The following is a 20,714-nucleotide window of genomic DNA, read 5'->3' as shown; positions in this document are numbered from 1 at the left end:
AGTGTGTACTGCCGTGCCCCGGAGAGGGGTTGGTCTTGCTCGGGGCCTATGCGCGGAAGTCGTCGGCGTGGTCCCGGGCCCACTGGTCGAAGGCGCGGGCCGGGGTGCCGGTGAGCTGCTCCACCGTGCCGGTGATCTCCGGGGGGACGCCGACGGTCTCCGCGAAGCTCCGCAGCAGCCGTTCGAGCATCTGCGGCGGCACGTGCGGGAAGAGTTCCGGGCCCGCCTCGGCCGGGTCGGTCTCCACGAACGTCAGCTTCCGGCCCAGGGCTTCGCCGATCGCCGCGACCTGTTCGGCGTTGCTGGTCGCCGCGGGCCCGGTCAGCCGGTGCACGGCGCCCTCGTGCCCGGCGTCGAGGAGGACGCGTTCGGCGACGGCCGCGATGTCGTCCTCGTGGACGGGCGCGGAGAGCCCGTCGGCGAAGACGCCGCGGACGGTGTCGCCGGCGCGGACCTGCGGGGCGTACTGGAGGGCGTTGGTGGCGAAGGCGCCCGGCCGCAGGAACGTCCAGGCGAGGCCGCTGTCGCGGATCTCCCGCTCGGCGGTGGCGTGCATGACGTGGATGGGGTGGGTCTCGTCGGCGCCCTCCCGGATGATGGCGCTGGAGAGCAGGACGACGTGCCGCACGCCGTGCTCGCGGGCCGCGGCGAGCAGCGGGGCCGCGTCGGGCAGCGCGTACAGGAAGAGTTTCGTCGCCCCGGTGAACAGGGCGGCGGGGTCGTCCGGCCGGAACCGCACCACCTCGGCGCGCTCGGGCAGCGCGGCCCGTCCCGGGTCGCGGGTCAGCGCCCGGACGGGCTGTCCCGCGGCGAGGAGACGGTCGACGAGGGCTCGGCCGACGTTGCCGGTCGCGCCGGTCACTACGATCACGGTGCCGCCTTTCGGAGCTGGGTCTGACTGCCCGAGCCTAGGGACGGCGGCCGGCCCGCCGCATCGTCGGCGGGGACCAGCCGCGTCCTACGTCGCCGGACCTACTCCGCCGGCTGTCCTGCCCGTACCCGCAGGGCGCGGGAGAGGTCGTCCAGGCGGTCGGCGAGGGTGCGGCGCAGCGCCGGGGTGAGGTCGCCGTCGCGCAGACAGGCCTCGCCGAGCGCCAGGTTCTCGGCGTCGACGGCGTGGGCCGGGAAGGCCCAGCGGCCGGCGGCGACGGCGATGGCGGGGCCGCGGCGGGCGGCGACGGCGACCGCGTCCGGGTAGAAGCGCGGCACGTACTCCCGTACCAGGTCGGCCTGTTCGGGCTGCCAGAAGCCCTGGGCGGTGGCCGTGAAGAGGTAGTTGGACAGGTCGTCGCCGGCGAACATCGCCTCCCAGGCGGCGCGCTTGGCCTCCGGGTCGGGCAGGGCGGCGCGGCAGCGGGCGGCGCCCTCCTGGCCGGTGGCGCTGGGGTCGCGCGCCAGCTCGGCGGCGATGGCGTCCTCGTCGGTGGCGCCGAGCACGGCGAGCCGGGCGAGGATGCGCCAGCGCAGCTCGGGGTCGAGTTCCGGCCCGCCGGGCACCGTGCCGTCGGCGAGCCAGGCGGCGATGGTCTCGGGGTGGGCGGCCACGGAGATCAGGTGCCGTACGGCGATCAGCCGCAGGCCGGGGTGGTCGCCGTCCTCGGTGCGCCGCAGCAGGTCGCGGCAGAGCGAGGTGAGGGTGGCCAGGGCGGCCGGGCGGTCCTCGGGCGTCAGGTACTGCTCGGTGAGCTGGCCGGCGGCGAAGGCGAGGACGCCCTGGGCGACGGCCAGGTCGGTCTCGTACGGCAGGTGGGTGCGGGCCGCGTCCAGGTATGCGGCGGGCGGGAGTTCGCCGTCGCGGACGGCGTCCCGGAGGGCGTTCCAGACGACGGCGCGGGTGAGCGGGTCGGGCAGGCCGGACAGGCTGGTGCGGACCGTCGCGAAGGAGGTGGTGTCGAAGCGGAGCTTGGCGTAGGTGATGTCGCCGTCGTTGAGGAGGACGAGTGCGGGGCGCTTGCCGATGGGCTGCGGGGCGGTCTGCGGGACGTCGAGGTCGACGCGCTCGCGCAGCACCAGCCGGCCCTCGTCGGCGACGTCGTGGTCGTACAGGCCGGCGCTGATGCGGTGCGGGCGGCTGCCCGCGCGGTCGGCGGTCAGCGTGCAGGTGCCACCGGCGGGGGCGATCACCGGGGTGAGTGTGTCGACGCCGGTGGTGCGCAGCCAGCTGTCGGCCCAGGCGTGCACGTCGCGGTCGGTGGCGGAGGCGAGGGAGTCGATGAAGTCGGCGAGGGTGGCGTTGGCGAACTTGTGCCGCTCGAAGTGGGTGTTGATGCCGGCGAGGAAGTCCTTCTCGCCGAGCCAGGCGGCCAGCTGGCGCAGTGCGGAGGCGCCCTTGGCGTAGGAGATGCCGTCGAAGTTGAGCAGGGCGGAGGCCGTGTCGTCGACGTTCTCGGGGGCGACCGGGTGGGTGGTGGGGCGCTGGTCGGCGTCGTAGCCCCAGGCCTTGCGGGTGACGCCGAACTCGGTCCAGGGGTCGGTGAACCGGGTGGCCTCCGCGGTGGTCTGGTAGCCCATGTACTCGGCGAAGGACTCGTTCAGCCAGATGTCGTCCCACCACTTGAGGGTGACGAGGTCGCCGAACCACATGTGGGCCATCTCGTGTGCGATGACCATGGCGCGGGTCTGCCGCTCGGTGTCGGTGACGGCGGAGCGGTAGACGAAGTCGTCGCGGAAGGTGACCAGGCCCGGGTTCTCCATGGCGCCCGCGTTGAACTCGGGCACGAAGGCCTGGTCGTAGGAGTCGAAGGGGTACGGCTCCTGGAACTTCTCGTGGTAGCGGTCGAAGCACGCGCGCGTGACGTCGAGGATCTCGTCGGCGTCGGCGTCGAGGTGGGGTGCGAGCGAGCGGCGGCAGTGGAGGGCGAAGGGCAGTCCGCGGTGTTCGGTGCGCACCGAGTGCCAGGGGCCGGCGGCGACGGCGACCAGGTAGGTGGAGATCAGCGGGGTGGGCGCGGCCTGCCAGAGGCCGTCGTCGCGGCGGGCGGTGACGCCGTTGGCGAGGACGGTCCAGCCCTCGGGCGCCTTGACCGAGACCTCGAAGACGGCCTTGAGGTCGGGCTGGTCGAAGGCGGCGAAGACGCGCTGGACGTCGTCCATGAACAGTTGCGTGTAGACGTAGGTCTCGCCGTCACTGGGGTCGGTGAAGCGGTGCATGCCCTCGCCGGTGCGGGAGTAGCGCATGGCGGCGTCGACGCGCAGCTCGTGCTCTCCGGCGGTGAGGTTCTTCAGCGGCAGCCGGTTCTCGGTCAGCGACTCCGGGTCGAGGGGGTGTCCGTCGAGTGTGACGCTGCGCAGCTCGGCGGGCTTCAGTTCGACGAACGTGTCCCCGTCGGCCCGCGCGGTGAACCGGATCGCGGTACGGGAGTCGAAGGTCTCGGCACCGGTCGTGAGGTCCAGTTCGACCGTGTACCGGTGGACGTCGAGGAACTGTGCTCGGAGCTGCGCTTCGTCGCGCGTGAGAACGGACATGCACGCCATGCTGCCTGATGGGACCGACAGCGCACAGGGGCGGATCGGTACACGGCTTTTGTCCGTTGTGCGCGCCCCCGGGCCTGCCGCCCCGCCGGTCCCCTGGTCAGCCGCTGGTCGGTCCGCTGTTCAGGCGTCGTGCGCCGGTTGCCCGTTGTGGGTGTCCTCGGCGATCCGCTCGTGGTGCCGGATCACCTCGGCGATGATGAAATTCAGGAACTTCTCGGCGAAGGCGGGGTCGAGCTTGGCGTTCTCGGCGAGGGCGCGCAGCCGGTCGATCTGCCGGGCCTCGCGGGCCGGGTCGGCGGGCGGCAGCTGGTGCAGCGCCTTGAGGCGGCCGACCTGCTGGGTGGCCTTGAAGCGCTCGGCGAGCATGTGGACGACGGCGGCGTCGATGTTGTCGATGCTGTCGCGCAGCCGCTCCAGTTCCTGGCGGACCTCGGGATCGACGGCACCGGGGCCGGTGTTGCTGGTGGTCATGAGGGCCAACCTTATGCGCTGGACCGGCCGGCCCTAAGGGGTGTCCGGGGACTGGATCACCGGTGGATCGCCGGGGTCCGGGACGCGGTCGCTCCAGCCGCCGGGGACGGTACGGCCCTGCTGGGCGCGGAACCGGACCGGGGCGAGGCCGACGCGCCGGGTGAACAGCCGGGAGAAGTAGGCGGGGTCGTCGTAGCCGACGCGGCGGGCTACGGCCGCGACGGGCAGCTCGGTGGCGGCGAGGAGTTCCTTGGCCCGGGTGAGCCGGATGCCGAGCAGGTAGTCCTTCGGGGTGCACCCGGCCGCCCGGCGGACCGCGCCGCGCAGTTCGGCGGTGGTCATCCCGTGCCGGGCGGCGTGGTCGGCGACGCTCAGCGGGGCGCAGGCGTCCCGGGCCAGGGCGGCCAGCACCTGGTCGCCGTCGGGGGCGAGGTCGGCGCGGGCCCGGCGCAGGGCGACGAGGAGTTCGTGGACGGCTGCGGCGGTCTCCACCTCCAGCAGGGGGTTGCCGCGGCGGGCGGCCCGGACGATGCGGGCGATGACCGCGCGGGGGCCGGAGGCGTCGGAGAGCGGGACGACGGGCCGCTCGGGTTCGATGTAGCCGAGTTCGCCGTAGGCCGCGGTGGCGGGCCCGGCGAAGTCGACGAAGCCCTCGTCCCAGCCGGTGTCCGGGTCGGGCGCGTAGTGGTGGGGCACGCCGGGGGTCAGCCACAGCAGGGCGGGCGCGGTCACGGTCGTACGGCGGCCGTCGGCGCCCCGGTACCAGCCGCCGCCCGAGCTGATCACGACGGCCACGTGGTGGTCGAGGGTGCGCGGGCCGACCGTGGGCAGCGCGCCGTGCTGCAGGCCGACGCCGAGGCAGACCAGGCCGAGGCGGTGGTGGGCGGGGCCGGGGCTGAAGAACCGCATCCAGGTCTGGTACATCGGCGCTCCTCCCGGCGTGCGGCGCGTTTTTGTCCAAGCAGCGCCGATCTTCGTCCATGGCGCCGATCACCGGAAGGGGGCGAGGCTGGAGGCATGGACGAGATCATGGCGGGGGCCGGCGCATGAGCGGGTTTTCGGTGGGGGAATCGGACTTCCTGCTGGACGGGCGGCCGGTGCGGCTGCTGTCCGGGGCGCTGCACTACTTCCGGGTGCACGAGGCCCACTGGGGGCACCGGCTGGGGATGCTGCGGGCGATGGGCCTGAACTGCGTGGAGACGTACGTCCCGTGGAACCTGCACCAGCCGCGCCCGGGGACGTTCCGGGACGTGCAGGCGGTGGGCCGGTTCCTGGACGCGGTCCGGGAGGCGGGCCTGTGGGCGATCGTGCGGCCGGGGCCGTACATCTGCGCCGAGTGGGAGAACGGCGGGCTGCCGGCGTGGGTGACGGGCGAGCCGGGCACGCGCGCGCGTACGCGTGACGAGCGCTATCTGTTCCACGTCCGGAACTGGTTCCACCACCTGCTGCACGAGATCGTGCCCCGCCAGCGGGACCGCGGCGGCCCCGTGGTCATGGTGCAGGTGGAGAACGAGTACGGCAGCTACGGCAGCGACACCGGCTATCTGGAGGAGCTGGCCGGTCTGCTGCGTGCGAAGGGGGTCACGGTGCCGCTGTTCACCTCGGACGGCCCCGAGGACCACATGCTGACCGGGGGCTCGCTGCCCGGAGTGCTCGCCACGGTGAACTTCGGCTCCCACGCGCGCGAGGCGTTCGAGACGCTGCGCCGCCACCGCCCCGACGGCCCGCTGATGTGCATGGAGTTCTGGTGCGGCTGGTTCGACCACTGGGCCGGCGAGCACGTCGCACGGGATCCGGACGAGGCCGCCGGGGCGCTGCGGGAGATCCTGGAGTGCGGGGCGTCGGTGAACCTGTACATGGCGCACGGCGGCACGAGTTTCGGCGGCTGGGCGGGCGCCAACCGGGGCGGCGGCGCGCTGCACGAGGGCCCGCTGGAGCCGGACGTCACCTCGTACGACTACGACGCGCCGGTGGACGAGTGCGGCCGGCCCACGGAGAAGTTCTGGCGTTTCCGCGAGGTGCTGTCGGCGTACCACCCCGGCCCGCTGCCCGACCTGCCGCCGCTGCCCCCGCCGCTGGGCGTCCCGGCCGAGGCCGCGTTCACCGGCTGGGCCTCCCTGGCGGACGTGCTTCAGGCGCTGGGCGGCCCGGAGACGGCCGCCCCGGTGCCGCCGACGTTCGAGGAGCTGGGGGTCACCCGGGGTCTGGTGCGCTACACGGTGGACGTGCCCGGACCGCGGCAGCCGTACCCGATGACCGTGCGCGGGCTGCGGGATCTCGCCGTGGTGTACGTCGACGGGGAGCGGGCCGGGGTGCTCACCGAGGAGGAGCCGCGGCTGAAGGAGCCCGTCGCGGGCCCCGCGCGCGTGGAGCTGTGGGTGGAGTCCCTGGGGAGGGTGAACTACGGGCCGCGGCTCGGCGAGGCGAAGGGCGTGACCGGCGGCGTCCTGCACGAGCGGCAGTATCTGCACGGGGTACGCGCGCGTGGGCTGGATCTGGACGCGTTCGCCGACGGTGTGGCCGCGGTGCCCTTCGGCGGGCTGCCCGGGGAGGGAGCGCCGGGGCTGTACCGGGGCACGGTCACGGTCCGCGGGGCCGGGGACGCCCGGCTGGAGCTGCCGGGCTGGACGCGCGGCTTCGTCTGGGTCAACGGCTTCGGGCTGGGCCGTTACTGGTCGGTGGGCCCGCAGCGGTCGCTGTACGTGCCCGGACCGGTGCTGCGGGAGGGCGAGAACGAGGTGTGGCTGCTGGAGCTGGACGGGGGCGGACCGGACCGGTCGGCGCCGCGTCTGCTGCCTGTGTGACCGGCCGTCCGGCGCGGGCCCGCGGCCTACAGTGGAGTGGAGTTCCGCGTCTTTGGGGGTGCCGAGGTGGCGAACGGCGGACCGGTCGAGCACGGCTACCCGCACCTGGAGACGGTGCGGGCCGCCGTCACCGCGCTGTACCGGAGGCTCTCCCGGGACACCGTCGAGACGTTCTCGGCCAGCGTGGCCCCCGCCGACGTGGCCTTCTGCGACACCGACGACCTGCATCTGGGCGCGCAGCGCGTGGCCCGGGAGATCGTGCGGCACTTCCGGCTGCCGGACGCGCGGCTGATCGTCGGCTTCCGGGAGATGACGCATGCGGCGAACGTCGAACTGGCGGCGGGACCCGAGTACTTCGTCGAGCTGAACGACCGGTTCCGCACCCACCGCAGGGACATCGGCGCGGCCCTCGCCCACGAGGTGGCGCACGTCTACCTGCACCGCCTGGACCTCTCCTTCCCCACCACGGCGGAGAACGAGATCCTGACGGACACGGCGACGACCTACCTGGGCGCGGGCTGGCTGCTGCTGGACGCCTACCGGGAGGACGGGGTCTCCTCGCAGAAACTCGGCTATCTCACCCCGGAGGAGTTCGGTTACGTCCTGGCCAAGCGGGCTCTGCTCTTCGGTGAGGACCCGTCCGTGTGGTTCACCAGCCCGCAGGCGTACACCGCCTACGCCAAGGGGATGGACCGGGCCCGCCGCGACGGGCAGCAGCCGCCGCTGACCGGGGCCGGCTGGGCGGGCCGCCGCCGCTACGCGCACGATCGCCGGCACGCCGCGCCCGCCCCGCCGACGGCCGCGTACTCCTTCACTCCCGACAGCGGCGGCCGGCTCCGGGTGAGCTTCCCCTGCCCGACCTGTCACCAGCGGATCAGGGTGCCGGTGCAGGGGCGGGTACGGGCGCGGTGCGGGTTGTGCCGGACGGTGCTGGAGTGCGACACGTAGCACTGTCACCGCTGTGTTCACCAGGTTGTGGGGTCAGCCCACGTGGTCCGACACCGCCCGGCGGGGAAGTGCCGCGCACAGCACCGCGCACACCACGAACGCCCCCACGGCCCAGGGCATCGCCTCGGAAAGCGCCTCGCCGGGCCCCTCCCCCACGGCCCCGAAGAACACCGTGCCGATCACCGCCGCCCCCAGCGCGCCCCCGAACTGCTGGGCGGTGGAGAAGATCCCGGACGCTCCGCCGGCCAACTCCCCCGGCACCGCCGACAGCACCACGTTCACGAGCGGCACCACCAGGAACCCGAGTCCGGCCCCGGCGACCACCAGTCCCGGCACCAACGGCCACGCGCCCGTGTGCACCGCCGGCGCCCGGTCGGCCGCGGCCCAGACCCAGCCGAGGCCACCGGCCATGAGCAGCGCCCCGGCACCGAGCACCAGCCGCCCGTACCTCACGGCGAGCCCGTCCGCGACGGGCGCGGTCAGGAAGCCGCCGGCCGAGAACGCGGCCGTGACCAGGCCGGCCTGCATCGGCGTGTAGCCCTCGCCGCCCTGCAGCCAGACCGCGAAGACCAGGAAGAAGCCCTGCATGCCGAGGGAGAAGAGCAACTGGACGATCACACCCACGGAGAAGGCGGGGAGCCGGAACGCCCGCGAGGGCAGCAGCGGCACCGTGCCCGGCCGGTGCCGCCGGGCCTCGTACACGCCGAGCCCGGCCACCGTCACCGCACCCGCCGTGAGGCAGATCCAGCCCCACAGCGGCCAGCCGTTCTCCCGGCCCTGCACCAGCGGCAGCACGATCGCGACGAGCCCGCCGGCAAGAACCAGACTGCCGAGGGCGTCCGGGCGCCCCGCCGACCGCTCCCGCGTGGTCGGCACCAGGAGCAGTCCGCCCGTGAACGTGACCAGCGCGACCGGCACGTTGACGAGGAACACCGAGCGCCAGCCCCAGCCGAACAGGTCGGCGTCGGTGAGCACCCCGCCGAGCAGCAGCCCGACCGCCGAGGCGAACCCGGCGACCGCGCCGTACATCCCGAAGGCGGCCCCGCGCTCCTTGCCCTGGAACAGGGTGCGGAACGAGCCGATCACCTGCGGTATGAGCACGGCCGCGAGGACGCCCTGGACCGCTCGGGCGGCGATCAGCTGACCCGGTGACTGGGCGATTCCGCACGCCAGACTGGCCAGCCCGAAGCCCGCCGTACCGGTGAGGAAGAGCGGGCGGCGGCCGATGCGGTCGCCGAGGTGGCCGGAGACGACGAGGGCGGCGGCGAAGCCCAGCAGGTAGGCGGAGACGACCCATTGCAGGTCGCTGCCGGAGGCGTGCAGGTCGCGGCTGATGGACGGGACCGCGACGTTGACGATCGTGGTGTCCAGCAGGTCCATCAGGGCCGCGGCCATCATCACGACGGCGGCGGCCCAGCGGCGCGGATGGGGTTCCGCCTCGGTCGGCGGGTGTGTGGTGACGGTCGTGGACACGGGAGTCCCCCCTCGCTCGGATTGTTTCGTTCGTCCGAACGAAATAGTTGCACCGGCAGGACTCGCGCCGCAAGTCGTTAGTTCGACCGAACGAAATATTTGCTAGCCTGGACCCATGACCGAGGGAGACGAGAAGCGGGACGAGACGCTCCGGCGCCTGATGGAGGTGGGCCGCGTCCACAGCGGCGTCACCGTGATGTTCCATTCGGCGATCGCCGCGAAGCAGGGGCTGAGCGCCACGGAGGAGAAGACCCTCGACCTGCTGGAGCGGCACGGCCCGCTCACCGCGAAGGACCTGGCCCGGCTGACCGGCCTGGCCCCCGCCTCCGTCACCGGCCTCGTCGACCGTCTGGAGGCCAAAGGCTTCGCCCGGCGGGTCGCCCACCCCACCGACAAGCGCCGGGTACTGGTCGAGCCGGTCCAGGAGAGGATCGGTGAACTCGCCGTGTTCTTCGAGGACTGGGCGCACGACATCGCGGCTGCGTGCGACGAGTTCAGCACGGAGGAGCTGGAGACGGTGGTCCGGTTCCTGACCGTGGCGGCGGAGCGGCAGCGCGAGGCCGCCGCCCGGCTCACCTCCTAGGGCCGCCCGGCCCACCTCCTAGGGCCGCCCGGCCCACCTCCTAGGAGGGCCCGCGGGAGCTACGCCCCGTACACCCGCCCCGGCGGCTCCGCCTGCGCCAGCAGTTTCCGGGCCGCCTCCCCTGCCTCGGCCGGGGTCCAACGGGCCCCGTTGTCACGGGTGGGGCCGGGGCGCCAGCCCTCCATGACGGTGATCCGGCCGCCCTCCGCCTCGAACACCCGGCCGGTCACCCCGGCGCTCCCGGCCGAGCCGAGCCAGACCACGAGCGGGGAGACGTTCTCGGGCGCCATGGCGTCGAAACCGGCGGCCGGTGCCGCCATGGTCGCGGCGAAGGTACGTTCCGTCATGCGGGTGCGGGCCGCCGGCGCGATGGCGTTGACCTGGACGCCGTAGCGGGCCAGTTCGGCCGCCGCGACCAGGGTGAGCCCGATGATCCCGGCCTTGGCCGCGCTGTAGTTCACCTGCCCGACCGAGCCCAGCAGGCCCGCCCCGCTGCTGGTGTGCACGACCCGGGCCACCGGGGTGCGCCCGGCCTTGGCCTCGGCCCGCCAGTGCGCGGCGGCGTGCTTCAGCGGCAGGAAGTGGCCCTTGAGATGCACGCGGATCACGGCGTCCCAGTCGTCCTCGTCGAGGTTGACCAGCATGCGGTCGCGCAGGAAACCGGCGTTGCTGACGAGGGTATCGAGCCGGCCGTATCTCTCCACGGCGCTGCCGATCAGGTCGGCCGCCCCCGTGCTCGTGGCGATGTCCCCGCCGTGCGCGAACGCCTCACCACCGGCCGCCCTGATCTCCGCGACGACAGCCGCCGCCGGACTGTCCGCGTCCGGCGCCCCGTCCAGCCCGACGCCGAGGTCGTTGACGACGACCCGGGCACCCTCGGCCGCGAAGGCCAGGGCGTGGGCCCGGCCCAGACCCCGGCCGGCGCCGGTGACGACGACGACCCGGCCCGTGCAGATTCCGCTCATCTCAGCTCTCCTTGTCGGCGGTGGCGGCGTCGAGGAAGGCGGGCCGTTCCCCGCCGCCGTGCACGTGCAGGCTCGCCCCGCTGATGTAGGCGGCGGCGTCGGAGGCGAGGAAGACGGCGGCGGCACCGACGTCGGCGGGCAGGGCCAGCCGGCCCAGCGGGACGGTCCGGGCGACGGCGGCGACGCCGTCGGGGCCGCCGTAGTGCAGGTGGGCCAGATCCGTGTGGACCATGCCGACGACGAGGGTGTTGACACGGACTTCCGGCGCCCACTCCACGGCCATGGAGGCGGCCAGGTGGGCGAGCCCCGCCTTGGCCGCGCCGTAGGCGGCCGAGCCGGGCGAGGGGCGGGCCCCGCTGACGCTGCCGACCATCACGATCGAGCCCCTGCTGCGGCGGAGGTGGTCGTAGGCGGCGAGGGACGCGATCAGCGGGGTGATCAGGTTCAGCTCGACCACCTTGGCGTGCCGTTCGGCCTTGGCGTCGGCGAGGCGCCGGTACGGCGTGCCACCGGCGTTGTTGACGAGCACGTCCAGCCGGGGCAGTCCGGCGAAGAAGGCCCGGACGGCGGGCGGGTCGCGCAGGTCGAGCGGGGTGAACTCGACGCCCCGCTGCGGCCGTTCGGGCGGGCGGCGGGCGCAGGTCAGGACGTGGGCGCCCGTCTCGGCGAAGGCCCGGGCGATCCCGGCGCCCACTCCCCGGGTGCCGCCGGTGACCACGACGGTGCTGCCGCGCAGTGAGTTATCCACAGGCTCTCCCGCTCGTCCGTGGCGACTGCTAGCTTCGAAGCCTCACACCTAACAAATGTTTGGTGGAAAGGTAGCTGATGCGCCCATGGGTGTCTCCCGTTCGTCCCCGGAAAAGGGGATTTCCGTGGTCACCGTCGACTATCCGCCGGTCAACGCGCTGCCGGTGCGCGGCTGGTTCGCGCTGGCCGAGGCCGTGCGCGCGGCCGGACAGGACCCGGAGGTCCGGTGCGTGGTCCTGGCCGCCGAGGGGCGCGGATTCAACGCGGGCGTGGACATCAAGGAGATACAGGCGGCCGGGCACGAGGCCCTGATCGGCGCCAACCAGGGCTGTGCGGAGGCCTTCGCGGCGGTCTACGAGTGCGAGACACCGGTGGTCGCGGCGGTGCAGGGCTTCTGCCTGGGCGGCGGGATCGGCCTGGTGGGCAACGCGGACGCGGTGGTGGCGAGCGAGGACGCGACCTTCGGGCTGCCCGAGCTGGACCGGGGTGCGCTGGGCGCGGCGACCCATCTGGCCCGGCTGGTCCCACAGCACCTGATGCGCGCGCTGTACTACACCGGGCGCACGGCGAGCGCCGCCGAGCTGCACGGGCACGGCTCGGTGTGGGCGGTGGTGCCGCGCGCGGAGCTGCCGGGGGCGGCGCTGGAGCTGGCCCGGCACATCGCCGCCAAGGACGGACGGCTGCTGCGCATGGCCAAATCCGCCCTCAACGGCATCGATCCGGTCGACGTGCGCCGCAGCTACCGCTTCGAGCAGGGCTTCACCTTCGAAGCCAACCTGAGCGGACTGGCCGACCGGGTCCGCGACACATTCGGCAGATCCGGGACGGAGGGGGTGTAGATGGCCGACAAGACGATGACCGCCGAGCAGGTGGTGTCCCGGCTGGCGAGCGGGATGACCCTCGGCATCGGCGGCTGGGGCTCGCGCCGCAAGCCGATGGCGCTGGTCCGGGCGCTGCTGCGGTCCCGCATCGGCGATCTGACGCTCGTCTCGTACGGCGGTCCGGACGTCGGCATGCTGGCCGCCGCCGGCCGGATCCGCAGGCTGGTCACCGCGTTCGTCACCCTCGACTCCATCCCGCTGGAACCGCACTACCGGGCGGCGCGCGAGCGCGGCGGCTTCGAGCTGACGGAGGTGGACGAGGGGATGTTCCAGTGCGGGCTGCGCGCGGCGGCGCAGCGCCTGCCCTTCCTGCCGGTGCGGGCGGGGATCGGCTCGGACGTCATGCGGGTCAATCCGGAGCTGAGGACGGTGACCTCGCCGTACGCGGACGGGGAGACGCTGGTGGCCATGCCCGCGCTGCGGCTGGACGCGGCCCTGGTGCACGTCAACCGCGCCGACCGGCTGGGCAACGGCCGGTATCTGGGCCCGGATCCGTACTTCGACGACCTGTTCTGCGAGGCGGCGGACGCGGCCTACGTCTCCTGCGAACGGATCGTGGACACGGCGGAGCTGACCAAGGAGGCCGCCCCGCAGTCGCTGCTGCTGAAACGGCTCGCGGTGACCGGGGTGGTGGAGGCGCCGAACGGCGCGCACTTCACCTCCTGCGCACCGGAGTACGGCCGGGACGAGGAGTTCCAGCAGCGGTACGCGACCACGCCCTGGCCCGAGTTCGCCGCACGCTTCCTCGGCTCCGACGAGACCGCCTACCGGGCGGCTGTCCGGGACTGGCGCAAGGAGCAGGAGCGATGAGGGCCACCCGCGCCGAGTACTGCGTGATCGCCTGCGCCGAGGCCTGGCGCGGCGCCGGGGAGGTGCTGGCGAGCCCGATGGGGCTGATCCCGTCGCTGGGTGCGCGGCTGGCCCGGCTCACCTTCGCGCCGGACCTGCTGCTGACCGACGGCGAGGCGCTGCTGGTGCGCCCGGACGGCACCCCCGAGGGCTGGCTGCCCTATCGGCAGCACCTGGAGCTGGTGGCGGGCGGCCGGCGGCACGTGATGATGGGCGCGAGCCAGCTCGACCGGTACGGCAACCAGAACATCTCCTGCGTCGGCGACTGGGCGCGCCCCCGCAGACAGTTGCTCGGGGTGCGCGGGGCCCCGCTGAACACGCTGAACAACCCGACGAGTTACTGGGTCCCCAGACACTCCCGGCGGGTGTTCGTGGAGCGGGTGGACATGGTGTGCGGGGTGGGGTACGACCGGGCGGCGGAGCTGGGCGGCGCGGCCCGCTACCACCGCATCGCGCGGGTCGTCTCCGACCTCGCCGTGCTCGACTTCGCCACGCCCGACCACACCATGCGGCTGGTCTCGGTGCATCCGGGGGTGAGCGTGGAGGAGGTGCGGGAGGCGACGGGGTTCCCGCTGGCCGTGCCGGACGAGGTGCCGTGCACACGGGAGCCGGAGGCGGCGGAACTGCGGCTGATCCGTGAGGTGCTGGACCCGCGGGGGGCGCGCACGCGCGAGGTGCCTCAGGGGGTGGGGGGCTGATGGAGACCGCGCTCACCCGGCTGGTCGGGGTCCGCCATCCGGTGGTGCAGACGGGGATGGGGTGGGTGGCCGGGCCGCGCCTGGTCTCGGCGGCGGCGAACGCCGGCGCCCTGGGCATCCTGGCCTCCGCGACGATGACGCTCGACCGACTGCGCGACGCGATACGGGAGGTGCGGTCCCGCACGGACGCGCCGTTCGGGGTGAACCTCCGGGCCGACGCGGGTGACGCACCGGACCGGGTGCGGATCCTGCTGGAGGAGGGGGTCCGGGTGGCCTCCTTCGCCCTGGCGCCGTCCGCCGAGCTGATCGCCGAGCTGAAGGCGGCCGGGGTGGTGGTGATCCCCTCCGTCGGGGCCCGGCGGCACGCCGAGAAGGTGGCGGCCTGGGGCGCGGACGCGGTGCTCGTGCAGGGCGGCGAGGGCGGCGGCCACACCGGCGAGGTGGCGACGAGCGTGCTGCTGCCGCAGGTGGTGGACGCGGTGCGGATACCGGTGGTGGCGGCGGGCGGTTTCTTCGACGGGCGGGGCCTGGTGGCGGCGCTGGCGTACGGGGCGGCCGGGGTGGCGATGGGCACGCGGTTCCTGCTGACCTCGGACTCGACGGTGCCGGACGCGGTGAAGGCCCGGTATCTGGCGGCGACGGTCCGGGACGTCACGGTGACCCGGGCGGTGGACGGCCTGCCGCACCGGATGCTGCGCACCGATCTGGTGGCGTCGCTGGAGCGGTCGGGGCGGCTACGCGCCTTCGCGCACGCGGTGCGGCGGGCGGCGGGCTTCCGGCGGCTGTCGGGGCTGACCTGGCGACAGCTGGTCCGCGACGGCCTCGCCCTCCGGCACGGCAAGGAGCTGTCCTGGAGTCAGGTGCTGCTCGCCGCCAACACGCCGATGCTGCTGAGGTCGGCGATGGTGGACGGGCGTACGGACCTGGGGGTGATGGCGGCGGGGCAGGTCGCCGGGGTGATCGACGACCTGCCCTCGTGCGCGGAGCTGGTGGAGCGGATCATGCGGGAGGCGGAGGAGGTGCTGACCGGACTGGCGGGACTCAGGGCCGCTCGGTGAGCGTCGCGTGGCCGCCCTTCCGGCGCTCGGCCACAGCCGTTCGATGCTCGGCCACAGCCGTTCGATGCTCGGTCACAGCCGTCCGGTGCTCGGCCACAGCCGTCCGGTGCTCGGTCACAGCCGTTCGATGATCGTCACGTTGGCCTGGCCGCCGCCCTCGCACATGGTCTGCAGGCCGTACCGGCCGCCGGTGCGTTCCAGTTCGTGGAGGAGGGTCGTCATCAGCCGGGCGCCGGTCGCGCCGAGCGGGTGGCCGAGGGCGATCGCGCCGCCGTTGACGTTGACCTTGTCGGGGTCGGCGCCGGTCTCCTTCAGCCAGGCGAGGACGACCGGTGCGAAGGCCTCGTTGATCTCCACGAGGTCGATGGCGTCGAGGGTCAGGCCGGTCTTCTTCAGCGCGTGGGCGGTGGCCGGGATGGGCGCGGTGAGCATGCGGATGGGATCCTCGCCGCGCGCGGAGAGGTGGTGGACGCGGGCGCGCGGGCGCAGTCCGTGGTCGCGTACCGCCCGCTCGGAGGCGAGCAGCAGGGCCGCGGCTCCGTCGGAGACCTGGGAGGAGCAGGCCGCGGTGACGGTGCCGCCCTCGAGGACGGGCTTGAGCGCGGCCATCTTCTCCGGGGAGGTGTCCCGGCGCGGGCCCTCGTCCACGGTGGTCGCGCCGCAGGGGACGGTCTCGCGGGCGAAGCGGCCGGTGTCGATCGCCCAGATCGCGCGCCGGTGCGAGCGCAGGGCGAACTCCTCCTGTTCCTCGCGGGAGATGCCCCACTGGGCGGCGATCATCTCGGCGCCGGCGAACTGGTTGACGGGCCGGTCGCCGTACCGGGCGCGCCAGCCGGTGCTGCCCAGGAAGGGGCCCTCGGTCAGGCCGAGGGGGACGGCGGCCTGCCGGGAGGCGAAGGCGATGGGGACCTGGGACATGTTCTGCACGCCGCCCGCGACCACCAGGTCCTGGGTGCCGGAGAGCACGGCCTGCGCGGCGAAGTGCACGGCCTGCTGGGAGGAGCCGCACTGCCGGTCGACGGTCACGCCGGGCACCTCCTCGGGGAGGCCCGCGGCCAGCCAGCAGGTGCGGGCGATGTCGCCGGCCTGCGGCCCGACCGTGTCGAGGCAGCCGAAGACCACGTCGTCCACGGCGGCCGGGTCGATCCCGGAGCGCTCCACCAGTGCGGTCAGCACCCGTGCGCCCAGGTCGGCCGGGTGGACCGCGCTGAGTCCTCCTCCGCGCCGTCCGACCGGTGTGCGGACCGCTTCGACGATGTAGGCCTCGGCCATGGCAACTCCCTCTGGTGGAAAGGGGCTATTCGCGTACGGCGATCCCGTCCAGCACCATCGACAGGTACTGGCGGGCGATCTCCTCGGGGCTGTGCTTGCCGCCGGGCCGGTACCAGGAGGCGGCGACCCACACGGTGTCGCGGACGAACCGGTAGGTGAGCCGGACGTCCAGGTCGGCGCGGAAGACCCGCTCGGCGACGCCGCGTTCCAGCGTGCTGAGCCACGCCTTCTCGAACCGGCGCTGGGACTCGGCGAGGAAGGCGAACCGGTCCTGGGCGACGAGCTGCCTGCTCTCCTTCTGGTAGATCGCGACGGCCGCGCGGTGCCGGTCGATCTCCCGGAACGACTCGGTGACCAGCGCCTCCAGCGTTTCGCGGGGCCCTAGTCCGGAGGCGAGGACGGTGTCGTAGCCGTCCCACAGCTCGTCGAGGAAGGTCCGGAGGATCTCCTCCAGCATCGACTCCTTGGAGTCGAAGTGGTAGTAGAGGCTGCCCGCGAGCATTCCGGCGTGGTCGGCGATCCTGCGGACGGTGGTGGCGTTGTAGCCGTGCTCGGCGAAGACCTCGGCGGCGGTGCTCAGGAGTTCTCCGCGCCGGGCCGCTGCCGCGGTCACCTGGGGCTTCTTCTTGGTCGGCACGCACCCATTGTGGTCTGCTCCGCTCCTCAGGGGTGCTGGCTGCTGACGGCGACGACCTCGCCGGTCATGTAGGAGGAGTAGCCGGAGGCGAGGAAGACGATGACGTTGGCCACCTCCCAGGGCTCGGCGTACCGCCCGTAGGCCTCCCGTTCGGTCAGTTCGGCGAGCAGTTCGGCGGAGGTGACCTTCTCCAGGTGCGGGTGCATGGCGAGGCTGGGGGCGACGGCGTTGACGCGCACGCCGTAGGCGGCGGCCTCGACCGCCGCGCACCGGGTCAGCGCCATCACCCCGGCCTTGGCGGCGGCGTAGTGGGCCTGCCCTGCCTGGGCGCGCCAGCCGACGACGGAGGCGTTGTTGACGATCACCCCGCCGCCGGCCCGGCGCATGGCGCGCAGGGCTGCCCGGGTGCAGCGGAAGGTGCCGTTCAGGGTGACGTCCAGCACTCGGGACCACTGCTCGTCGGTCATGTCGACGAGGGCGGATGTGCCGCCGAGCCCGGCGTTGTTGACGACCACGTCCAGCCGTCCGTGCGCGGCCACGGCCGCGTCGAACAGGGCCCGCACCTGGTCCTCGTCGGTGACGTCGCACGGCAGCGCGGTGACCGCGCCGGGGAACTCCCGGCCCAGTTCGGCCTCGTGCTCCTTCAGCCGGCGCGGGTGGGCGTCGCTGATCAGCACCCGTGCGCCCTCCTCCAGGAAGCGGCGGGCGGTGGCCCCGCCGATGCCGGTGCCGGCCGCGGCGGTGACGACGGCGGTGCGCCCGCGCAGCAGTCCGTGCCCCGGGACGTAGGCCGGGCTCTCGACGCCTGTCATAGGGCCACGCTAACCTACCAAACACTTGTTAGGGAAGGGCGGTGACGTCACCGTGGATCTCACCCACTCCCCGGCCGACGAGGAGTTCCGTGCGCAGGCCCGGGCCTGGCTGCACGCGCACGTCCCGCGCACGCCGCTGCCGTCCCTGGAGACGGAGGAGGGCTTCGCGGCGCACCGCGCGTGGGAGGCCGAACTGGCCGCGGACCGCTGGTCGGTGGTGTCGTGGCCGGAGCGGTACGGCGGGCGGGACGCCGGGCTGCTGCGCTGGCTGGTGTTCGAGGAGGAGTACTGGGCGGCGGGTGCGCCGGGCCGGGTCGGCCAGAACGGCATCGGCCTGCTCGCGCCGACGCTCTTCGCGTACGGCACGGAGGAGCAACGCGCGCGCGTGCTGCCGCCGATGGCCACCGGCGAGGTGGTCTGGGCACAGGCCTGGTCCGAGCCGGAGGCGGGCTCGGACCTCGCCGCGCTCAGCTCCCGGGCGGTGCGTGCGGACGGCGGCTGGCGCTTGCGCGGGCAGAAGACCTGGTCCTCGCGCGCCGCGTTCGCCGACCGGGCCTTCGGCCTGTTCCGCAGCGACCCGCGGACCGAGAGGCCGCATCAGGGGCTCACCTACCTGATGTTCGACCTGCGGGCCCCCGGCGTCACCGTCCGCCCGATCGGTCGCCTCGACGGCAAACCGGCCTTCGCGGAGCTGTTCCTGGACGACGTGTTCGTCCCGGACGAGGACGTGATCGGGGAGCCGGGCCAGGGCTGGCGGATCGCGATGTCCACGGCGGCCGACGAACGCGGGCTCACCCTGCGCTCCCCGGGCCGCTTCCTCGCCTCCGCCGCCCGGCTGCGGGACCTGTGGCGGGCCCAGGGGTCGCCCGGGCACGCCCGGGACCGGGTGGCCGACGTCCTGACAGCGGCCCGCGCCTACCAGTTGTTCACGTACGCCGCCGCCTCCCGGCTCCTGGACGGCGCCCGGCTCGGCCCGGAGTCCAGCATGAACAAGGTGTTCTGGTCCGAGCTGGACCTCGCGCTGCACGAGACGGCGCTCGATCTGCTGGGCGCGGAGGGCGAACTCGCGGACGGCGCCTGGTCCGAGGGGTACGTCTTCTCACTGGCCGGCCCCATCTACGCGGGCACGAACGAGATCCAGCGGGACATCGTCGCCGAGCGGCTGCTCGGCCTGCCGAAGGGACGCCGCTGATGCGTTTCCTCCTCGACGCCGGCCAGCGCGCCTTCGCCGATGCGCTGCACGCGATGCTCACCACGGCGGACACCCCGGCGGTGATCCGGTCCTGGAGCCGCGGCGACCACGCGCGCGGGCGCGCGCTGTGGTCACGGATCGCCGAGGCGGGGGTGTTCGGCCTCGCGGTGCCGGAGGAGTACGGCGGGGCGGGGCGGCACCCGGTGGAACTGGCGGTGGCCTTCGTGGAGCTGGGCCGGCACGCGGTGCCCGGTCCGCTCGCGGAGACGGTCGGGGCGGCCGTACTCCTCGGCGATCCCGCGCTGGCGGGGCGCTTCCTGCCCGGGCTCACGGCCGGCAAGGAGCCGGCGACGGTGGCGGCGCCCGGCGGGTACGCCCTCGACGGGGACGCGGCCGCACTGCGCCTGTCCCCCGCCCCCGACGGCCTCTACCTGTCCACGGCGGCCCCCGGCCCGGTGCACCGCTCCCTGGACCCCGCCCGCCGGCTGACCCGGCTCGCCCCCGCCGGTGAACTCCTCGCCCGCGACGTGCCGTACGACCGGGCGCTCACCTGGATCCGTCTGGCCACCGCCGCCCAGGCCCTGGGCATCGGCCTCGCCCTGCTCGACCGGACCGTGACCCACGTCGGACAGCGCACCCAGTTCGGAGTCCCCATAGGGTCCTTCCAGGCCGTCAAACACCGCCTGGCCGACGCCAGGACGGCCCTGGAGTTCGCCCGCCCGCTGCTCTTCGGCGCGGCGGTGTCCCTGCGCCCGGCGGAGGTGGCCGCCGCGAAGCTGACGGCGTGCGAGGCGGCGTACCGGACGGCCCGTACGGCGCTGCACCTGCACGGCGCGATCGGGTACACCGCGGAGTACGACCTGTCGCTGTGGCTCACCAAGGCGCGGGCGCTGCGCTCGGCGTGGGGGACGCCGGAGGAGTGCCGGGAGCTGGTGCTCGCGGCGGGACTCTAGGAGGCGGCCTGGAAGTACGGGCGCCGATCGACCGGCCGGCGGTGCCGCTCGCTCTCCCCGGCCCGTCATCATCGGGGGCCGGGGAGAGTGCCGCGTCCTACACCGGACCGAGCCATGTGCACGGCTCACCCGGCGGACAGCTCCAACCCCGGTTGTCCTGGTCGTTCAAGGCGGCCGGGTCCGAGACATCGGAGCCGAAGACGGACTTGGGCGGGGGCTCCTCCCAGAGGTAGCCCGTCTGCTTGTTGCCCTCCTCGTCCTTGTACGTGTAGACACGCACCGCCTTCAGGAAAGGCTGGTACGTGTCCCAGCGGCGCTCCACCGACCCCAGCACGGGAAGGTTGAGCCGGACGCCTGAGTCCGTCGCGCTCGCTTGGGACTTCTTGTTCATGCCGCCGTCCTTTCAGGACCTCGCCGGCGGCCGTGGGACAACCCGCCGCCGGCAAGCGGCCTCACTTGAAGAAGGCGCCGATCGCCTTCGTGGCCAGAGGCAGCAGCCAGGCGAAGTCCGCCTCGACGCCGCCCCCGTTCTCGGGGCCCGCGGCCTTCGGAGCCGCAGGGGTGCGGTCGACCGCCGGTGCCTGGAAAGGCGCCCGGAGCACGGTCGACGGGGCCGCTCGCTGTGAGAAGTCCTCGTTCATGTCCGTATCCCTGTCTGTACGTGCCGAGGTGCTAGGCCTTGCCGGAGAGCCAGGCGTCCAGCATGCCCTTGGCCCCGTGGCCGATCAGCTGCCAGGGCATGCTCCAGTTCGCTTCCGCACCCGTCGAGTCGTCGTCGGCGTGTGCGGGGGCGGCGGGGCCGCGGTGGATCGCCGGTGCCTGGAAGGGCGTCTGCGGGGTGGCAGACAGCGGCCTGCGCTGCGGGGTTTCGCTGTTCATCCCTGTGTCCTCTCGGAG

General features: G+C 73.7%; 22 protein-coding genes. 9 read left to right on the top strand and 13 right to left on the bottom strand.

The annotated features are described in order from the left end of the window. Positions 1 to 46 precede the first annotated feature (46 nt). The 4 genes from ACZ4U1_RS29260 to ACZ4U1_RS29245 all read right to left on the bottom strand — a co-directional run bounded on the left by ACZ4U1_RS29260 (position 47) and on the right by ACZ4U1_RS29245 (position 4,869). Positions 47 to 871 (bottom strand): NAD(P)H-binding protein, encoded by an 825-nt coding sequence (locus ACZ4U1_RS29260; RefSeq protein WP_467907153.1) that lies wholly within the window; start codon positions 869 to 871, stop codon positions 47 to 49. 101 nt (positions 872 to 972) lie between these two features. Next, entirely contained in the window at positions 973 to 3,465 is a 2,493-nt protein-coding gene (gene pepN / locus ACZ4U1_RS29255) for an aminopeptidase N (protein WP_467907152.1), read from the bottom strand. Positions 3,466 to 3,594: 129 nt separating this feature from the next. Beyond that, on the bottom strand, positions 3,595 to 3,945 hold the full coding sequence (locus ACZ4U1_RS29250; RefSeq protein WP_467907151.1) for a chorismate mutase: 351 nt from the start codon (positions 3,943 to 3,945) through the stop codon (positions 3,595 to 3,597). A gap of 33 nt (positions 3,946 to 3,978) precedes the next feature. Beyond that, the gene (locus ACZ4U1_RS29245) at positions 3,979 to 4,869 is read right to left on the bottom strand and encodes a helix-turn-helix domain-containing protein (RefSeq protein ID WP_467907150.1); all 891 of its coding nucleotides are present in this window, start codon (positions 4,867 to 4,869) and stop codon (positions 3,979 to 3,981) included. A gap of 122 nt (positions 4,870 to 4,991) precedes the next feature. Here ACZ4U1_RS29245 and ACZ4U1_RS29240 point away from each other — a divergent pair, with 122 nt between their 5' ends. Beyond that, positions 4,992 to 6,749, top strand: coding sequence for a glycoside hydrolase family 35 protein (locus tag ACZ4U1_RS29240; protein ID WP_467907149.1), 1,758 nt, complete (start codon positions 4,992 to 4,994; stop codon positions 6,747 to 6,749). A gap of 66 nt (positions 6,750 to 6,815) precedes the next feature. Next, entirely contained in the window at positions 6,816 to 7,697 is an 882-nt protein-coding gene (locus ACZ4U1_RS29235; protein ID WP_467907148.1) for a hypothetical protein, read from the top strand. Between the two features lie 33 nt (positions 7,698 to 7,730). On the opposite strand, the gene ACZ4U1_RS29230 is transcribed toward ACZ4U1_RS29235, so the two are convergent. Continuing rightward, complete coding sequence (locus tag ACZ4U1_RS29230; RefSeq protein ID WP_467907147.1) at positions 7,731 to 9,170, bottom strand: MFS transporter; 1,440 nt, start codon at positions 9,168 to 9,170, stop codon at positions 7,731 to 7,733. A 115-nt stretch (positions 9,171 to 9,285) separates the two neighbouring features. Between ACZ4U1_RS29230 and ACZ4U1_RS29225 the strand changes: the two genes are divergently transcribed. Beyond that, positions 9,286 to 9,753, top strand: a complete 468-nt coding sequence (locus ACZ4U1_RS29225; protein ID WP_467907146.1) for a MarR family winged helix-turn-helix transcriptional regulator — start codon at positions 9,286 to 9,288, stop codon at positions 9,751 to 9,753. A 59-nt stretch (positions 9,754 to 9,812) separates the two neighbouring features. Here ACZ4U1_RS29225 and ACZ4U1_RS29220 read toward each other — a convergent pair whose 3' ends face one another. After that, a complete protein-coding gene (locus tag ACZ4U1_RS29220) occupies positions 9,813 to 10,718 on the bottom strand; it encodes an SDR family oxidoreductase (protein ID WP_467907145.1) in 906 nt (301 codons plus the stop codon). 1 nt (position 10,719) lies between these two features. Then, on the bottom strand, positions 10,720 to 11,466 hold the full coding sequence (locus tag ACZ4U1_RS29215; protein ID WP_467907144.1) for an SDR family oxidoreductase: 747 nt from the start codon (positions 11,464 to 11,466) through the stop codon (positions 10,720 to 10,722). 85 nt (positions 11,467 to 11,551) lie between these two features. Here ACZ4U1_RS29215 and ACZ4U1_RS29210 point away from each other — a divergent pair, with 85 nt between their 5' ends. Genes ACZ4U1_RS29210 through ACZ4U1_RS29195 form a run of 4 tightly spaced genes read left to right on the top strand, consistent with a single transcriptional unit; the run spans position 11,552 to position 14,951 of the window. Beyond that, on the top strand, positions 11,552 to 12,304 hold the full coding sequence (locus ACZ4U1_RS29210) for an enoyl-CoA hydratase family protein (RefSeq protein WP_467907143.1): 753 nt from the start codon (positions 11,552 to 11,554) through the stop codon (positions 12,302 to 12,304). Beyond that, a complete protein-coding gene (locus ACZ4U1_RS29205; RefSeq protein WP_467907142.1) occupies positions 12,305 to 13,156 on the top strand; it encodes a CoA transferase subunit A in 852 nt (283 codons plus the stop codon). It abuts the gene before it with no gap. Beyond that, entirely contained in the window at positions 13,153 to 13,893 is a 741-nt protein-coding gene (locus ACZ4U1_RS29200) for a CoA-transferase subunit beta (RefSeq protein ID WP_467907141.1), read from the top strand. The genes ACZ4U1_RS29205 and ACZ4U1_RS29200 overlap by 4 nt, the downstream gene beginning before the upstream one ends. Further along, the gene (locus ACZ4U1_RS29195) at positions 13,893 to 14,951 is read left to right on the top strand and encodes an NAD(P)H-dependent flavin oxidoreductase (protein WP_467907140.1); all 1,059 of its coding nucleotides are present in this window, start codon (positions 13,893 to 13,895) and stop codon (positions 14,949 to 14,951) included. The genes ACZ4U1_RS29200 and ACZ4U1_RS29195 overlap by 1 nt, the downstream gene beginning before the upstream one ends. 114 nt (positions 14,952 to 15,065) lie before the next feature. On the opposite strand, the gene ACZ4U1_RS29190 is transcribed toward ACZ4U1_RS29195, so the two are convergent. From ACZ4U1_RS29190 to ACZ4U1_RS29180, 3 genes are read right to left on the bottom strand one after another with little or no spacing between them, the layout of a single operon-like run. Then, positions 15,066 to 16,223, bottom strand: a complete 1,158-nt coding sequence (locus ACZ4U1_RS29190; protein ID WP_467907139.1) for an acetyl-CoA C-acetyltransferase — start codon at positions 16,221 to 16,223, stop codon at positions 15,066 to 15,068. 25 nt (positions 16,224 to 16,248) lie between these two features. Beyond that, entirely contained in the window at positions 16,249 to 16,860 is a 612-nt protein-coding gene (locus tag ACZ4U1_RS29185; RefSeq protein WP_189815589.1) for a TetR/AcrR family transcriptional regulator, read from the bottom strand. A 26-nt stretch (positions 16,861 to 16,886) separates the two neighbouring features. After that, the gene (locus tag ACZ4U1_RS29180; RefSeq protein ID WP_467907138.1) at positions 16,887 to 17,672 is read right to left on the bottom strand and encodes an SDR family oxidoreductase; all 786 of its coding nucleotides are present in this window, start codon (positions 17,670 to 17,672) and stop codon (positions 16,887 to 16,889) included. Between the two features lie 52 nt (positions 17,673 to 17,724). On the opposite strand from ACZ4U1_RS29180, the gene ACZ4U1_RS29175 reads away from it, so the two are divergent. Both ACZ4U1_RS29175 and ACZ4U1_RS29170 read left to right on the top strand, forming a co-directional pair. Then, positions 17,725 to 18,864 carry an acyl-CoA dehydrogenase family protein gene (locus tag ACZ4U1_RS29175; protein ID WP_467907137.1) on the top strand — a complete coding sequence of 380 codons (1,140 nt, stop codon included), beginning with the start codon at positions 17,725 to 17,727 and terminating at the stop codon, positions 18,862 to 18,864. Then, a complete protein-coding gene (locus ACZ4U1_RS29170) occupies positions 18,864 to 19,817 on the top strand; it encodes an acyl-CoA dehydrogenase family protein (RefSeq protein ID WP_467907136.1) in 954 nt (317 codons plus the stop codon). Before ACZ4U1_RS29175 ends, ACZ4U1_RS29170 begins: the two co-directional genes overlap by 1 nt. A 97-nt stretch (positions 19,818 to 19,914) precedes the next feature. Here the strand turns inward: ACZ4U1_RS29170 and ACZ4U1_RS29165 are convergent, their stop codons facing one another. The 3 genes from ACZ4U1_RS29165 to ACZ4U1_RS29155 all read right to left on the bottom strand — a co-directional run bounded on the left by ACZ4U1_RS29165 (position 19,915) and on the right by ACZ4U1_RS29155 (position 20,696). Further along, complete coding sequence (locus ACZ4U1_RS29165; protein ID WP_467907135.1) at positions 19,915 to 20,208, bottom strand: hypothetical protein; 294 nt, start codon at positions 20,206 to 20,208, stop codon at positions 19,915 to 19,917. Positions 20,209 to 20,269: 61 nt separating this feature from the next. After that, positions 20,270 to 20,458 (bottom strand): hypothetical protein, encoded by a 189-nt coding sequence (locus tag ACZ4U1_RS29160; RefSeq protein ID WP_467907134.1) that lies wholly within the window; start codon positions 20,456 to 20,458, stop codon positions 20,270 to 20,272. A gap of 31 nt (positions 20,459 to 20,489) precedes the next feature. Next, entirely contained in the window at positions 20,490 to 20,696 is a 207-nt protein-coding gene (locus tag ACZ4U1_RS29155; RefSeq protein ID WP_467907133.1) for a hypothetical protein, read from the bottom strand. Positions 20,697 to 20,714: the final 18 nt, after the last annotated feature.

The organism is Streptomyces sp. NPDC028928 (genome assembly GCF_055564915.1).
The sequence above is the reverse complement of the archived record's forward strand: the minus strand, read 5'-3'. Positions and strand labels throughout refer to the sequence as shown.

Bases quoted from the DNA above. Each gene is read 5' to 3' on its own strand.
- pepN (WP_467907152.1), bottom strand. From the start codon at position 3,465: ATGTCCGTTCTCACGCGCGACGAAGCGCAGCTCCGAGCACAGTTCCTC.
- ACZ4U1_RS29250 (WP_467907151.1), bottom strand. From the start codon at position 3,945: ATGACCACCAGCAACACCGGCCCCGGTGCCGTCGATCCCGAGGTCCGC.
- ACZ4U1_RS29245 (WP_467907150.1), bottom strand. From the start codon at position 4,869: ATGTACCAGACCTGGATGCGGTTCTTCAGCCCCGGCCCCGCCCACCAC.
- ACZ4U1_RS29240 (WP_467907149.1), top strand. From the start codon at position 4,992: ATGAGCGGGTTTTCGGTGGGGGAATCGGACTTCCTGCTGGACGGGCGG.
- ACZ4U1_RS29225 (WP_467907146.1), top strand. From the start codon at position 9,286: ATGACCGAGGGAGACGAGAAGCGGGACGAGACGCTCCGGCGCCTGATG.
- ACZ4U1_RS29220 (WP_467907145.1), bottom strand. From the start codon at position 10,718: ATGAGCGGAATCTGCACGGGCCGGGTCGTCGTCGTCACCGGCGCCGGC.
- ACZ4U1_RS29210 (WP_467907143.1), top strand. From the start codon at position 11,552: ATGGGTGTCTCCCGTTCGTCCCCGGAAAAGGGGATTTCCGTGGTCACC.
- ACZ4U1_RS29205 (WP_467907142.1), top strand. From the start codon at position 12,305: ATGGCCGACAAGACGATGACCGCCGAGCAGGTGGTGTCCCGGCTGGCG.
- ACZ4U1_RS29200 (WP_467907141.1), top strand. From the start codon at position 13,153: ATGAGGGCCACCCGCGCCGAGTACTGCGTGATCGCCTGCGCCGAGGCC.
- ACZ4U1_RS29195 (WP_467907140.1), top strand. From the start codon at position 13,893: ATGGAGACCGCGCTCACCCGGCTGGTCGGGGTCCGCCATCCGGTGGTG.
- ACZ4U1_RS29190 (WP_467907139.1), bottom strand. From the start codon at position 16,223: ATGGCCGAGGCCTACATCGTCGAAGCGGTCCGCACACCGGTCGGACGG.
- ACZ4U1_RS29180 (WP_467907138.1), bottom strand. From the start codon at position 17,672: ATGACAGGCGTCGAGAGCCCGGCCTACGTCCCGGGGCACGGACTGCTG.
- ACZ4U1_RS29170 (WP_467907136.1), top strand. From the start codon at position 18,864: ATGCGTTTCCTCCTCGACGCCGGCCAGCGCGCCTTCGCCGATGCGCTG.
- ACZ4U1_RS29165 (WP_467907135.1), bottom strand. From the start codon at position 20,208: ATGAACAAGAAGTCCCAAGCGAGCGCGACGGACTCAGGCGTCCGGCTC.
- ACZ4U1_RS29160 (WP_467907134.1), bottom strand. From the start codon at position 20,458: ATGAACGAGGACTTCTCACAGCGAGCGGCCCCGTCGACCGTGCTCCGG.
- ACZ4U1_RS29155 (WP_467907133.1), bottom strand. From the start codon at position 20,696: ATGAACAGCGAAACCCCGCAGCGCAGGCCGCTGTCTGCCACCCCGCAG.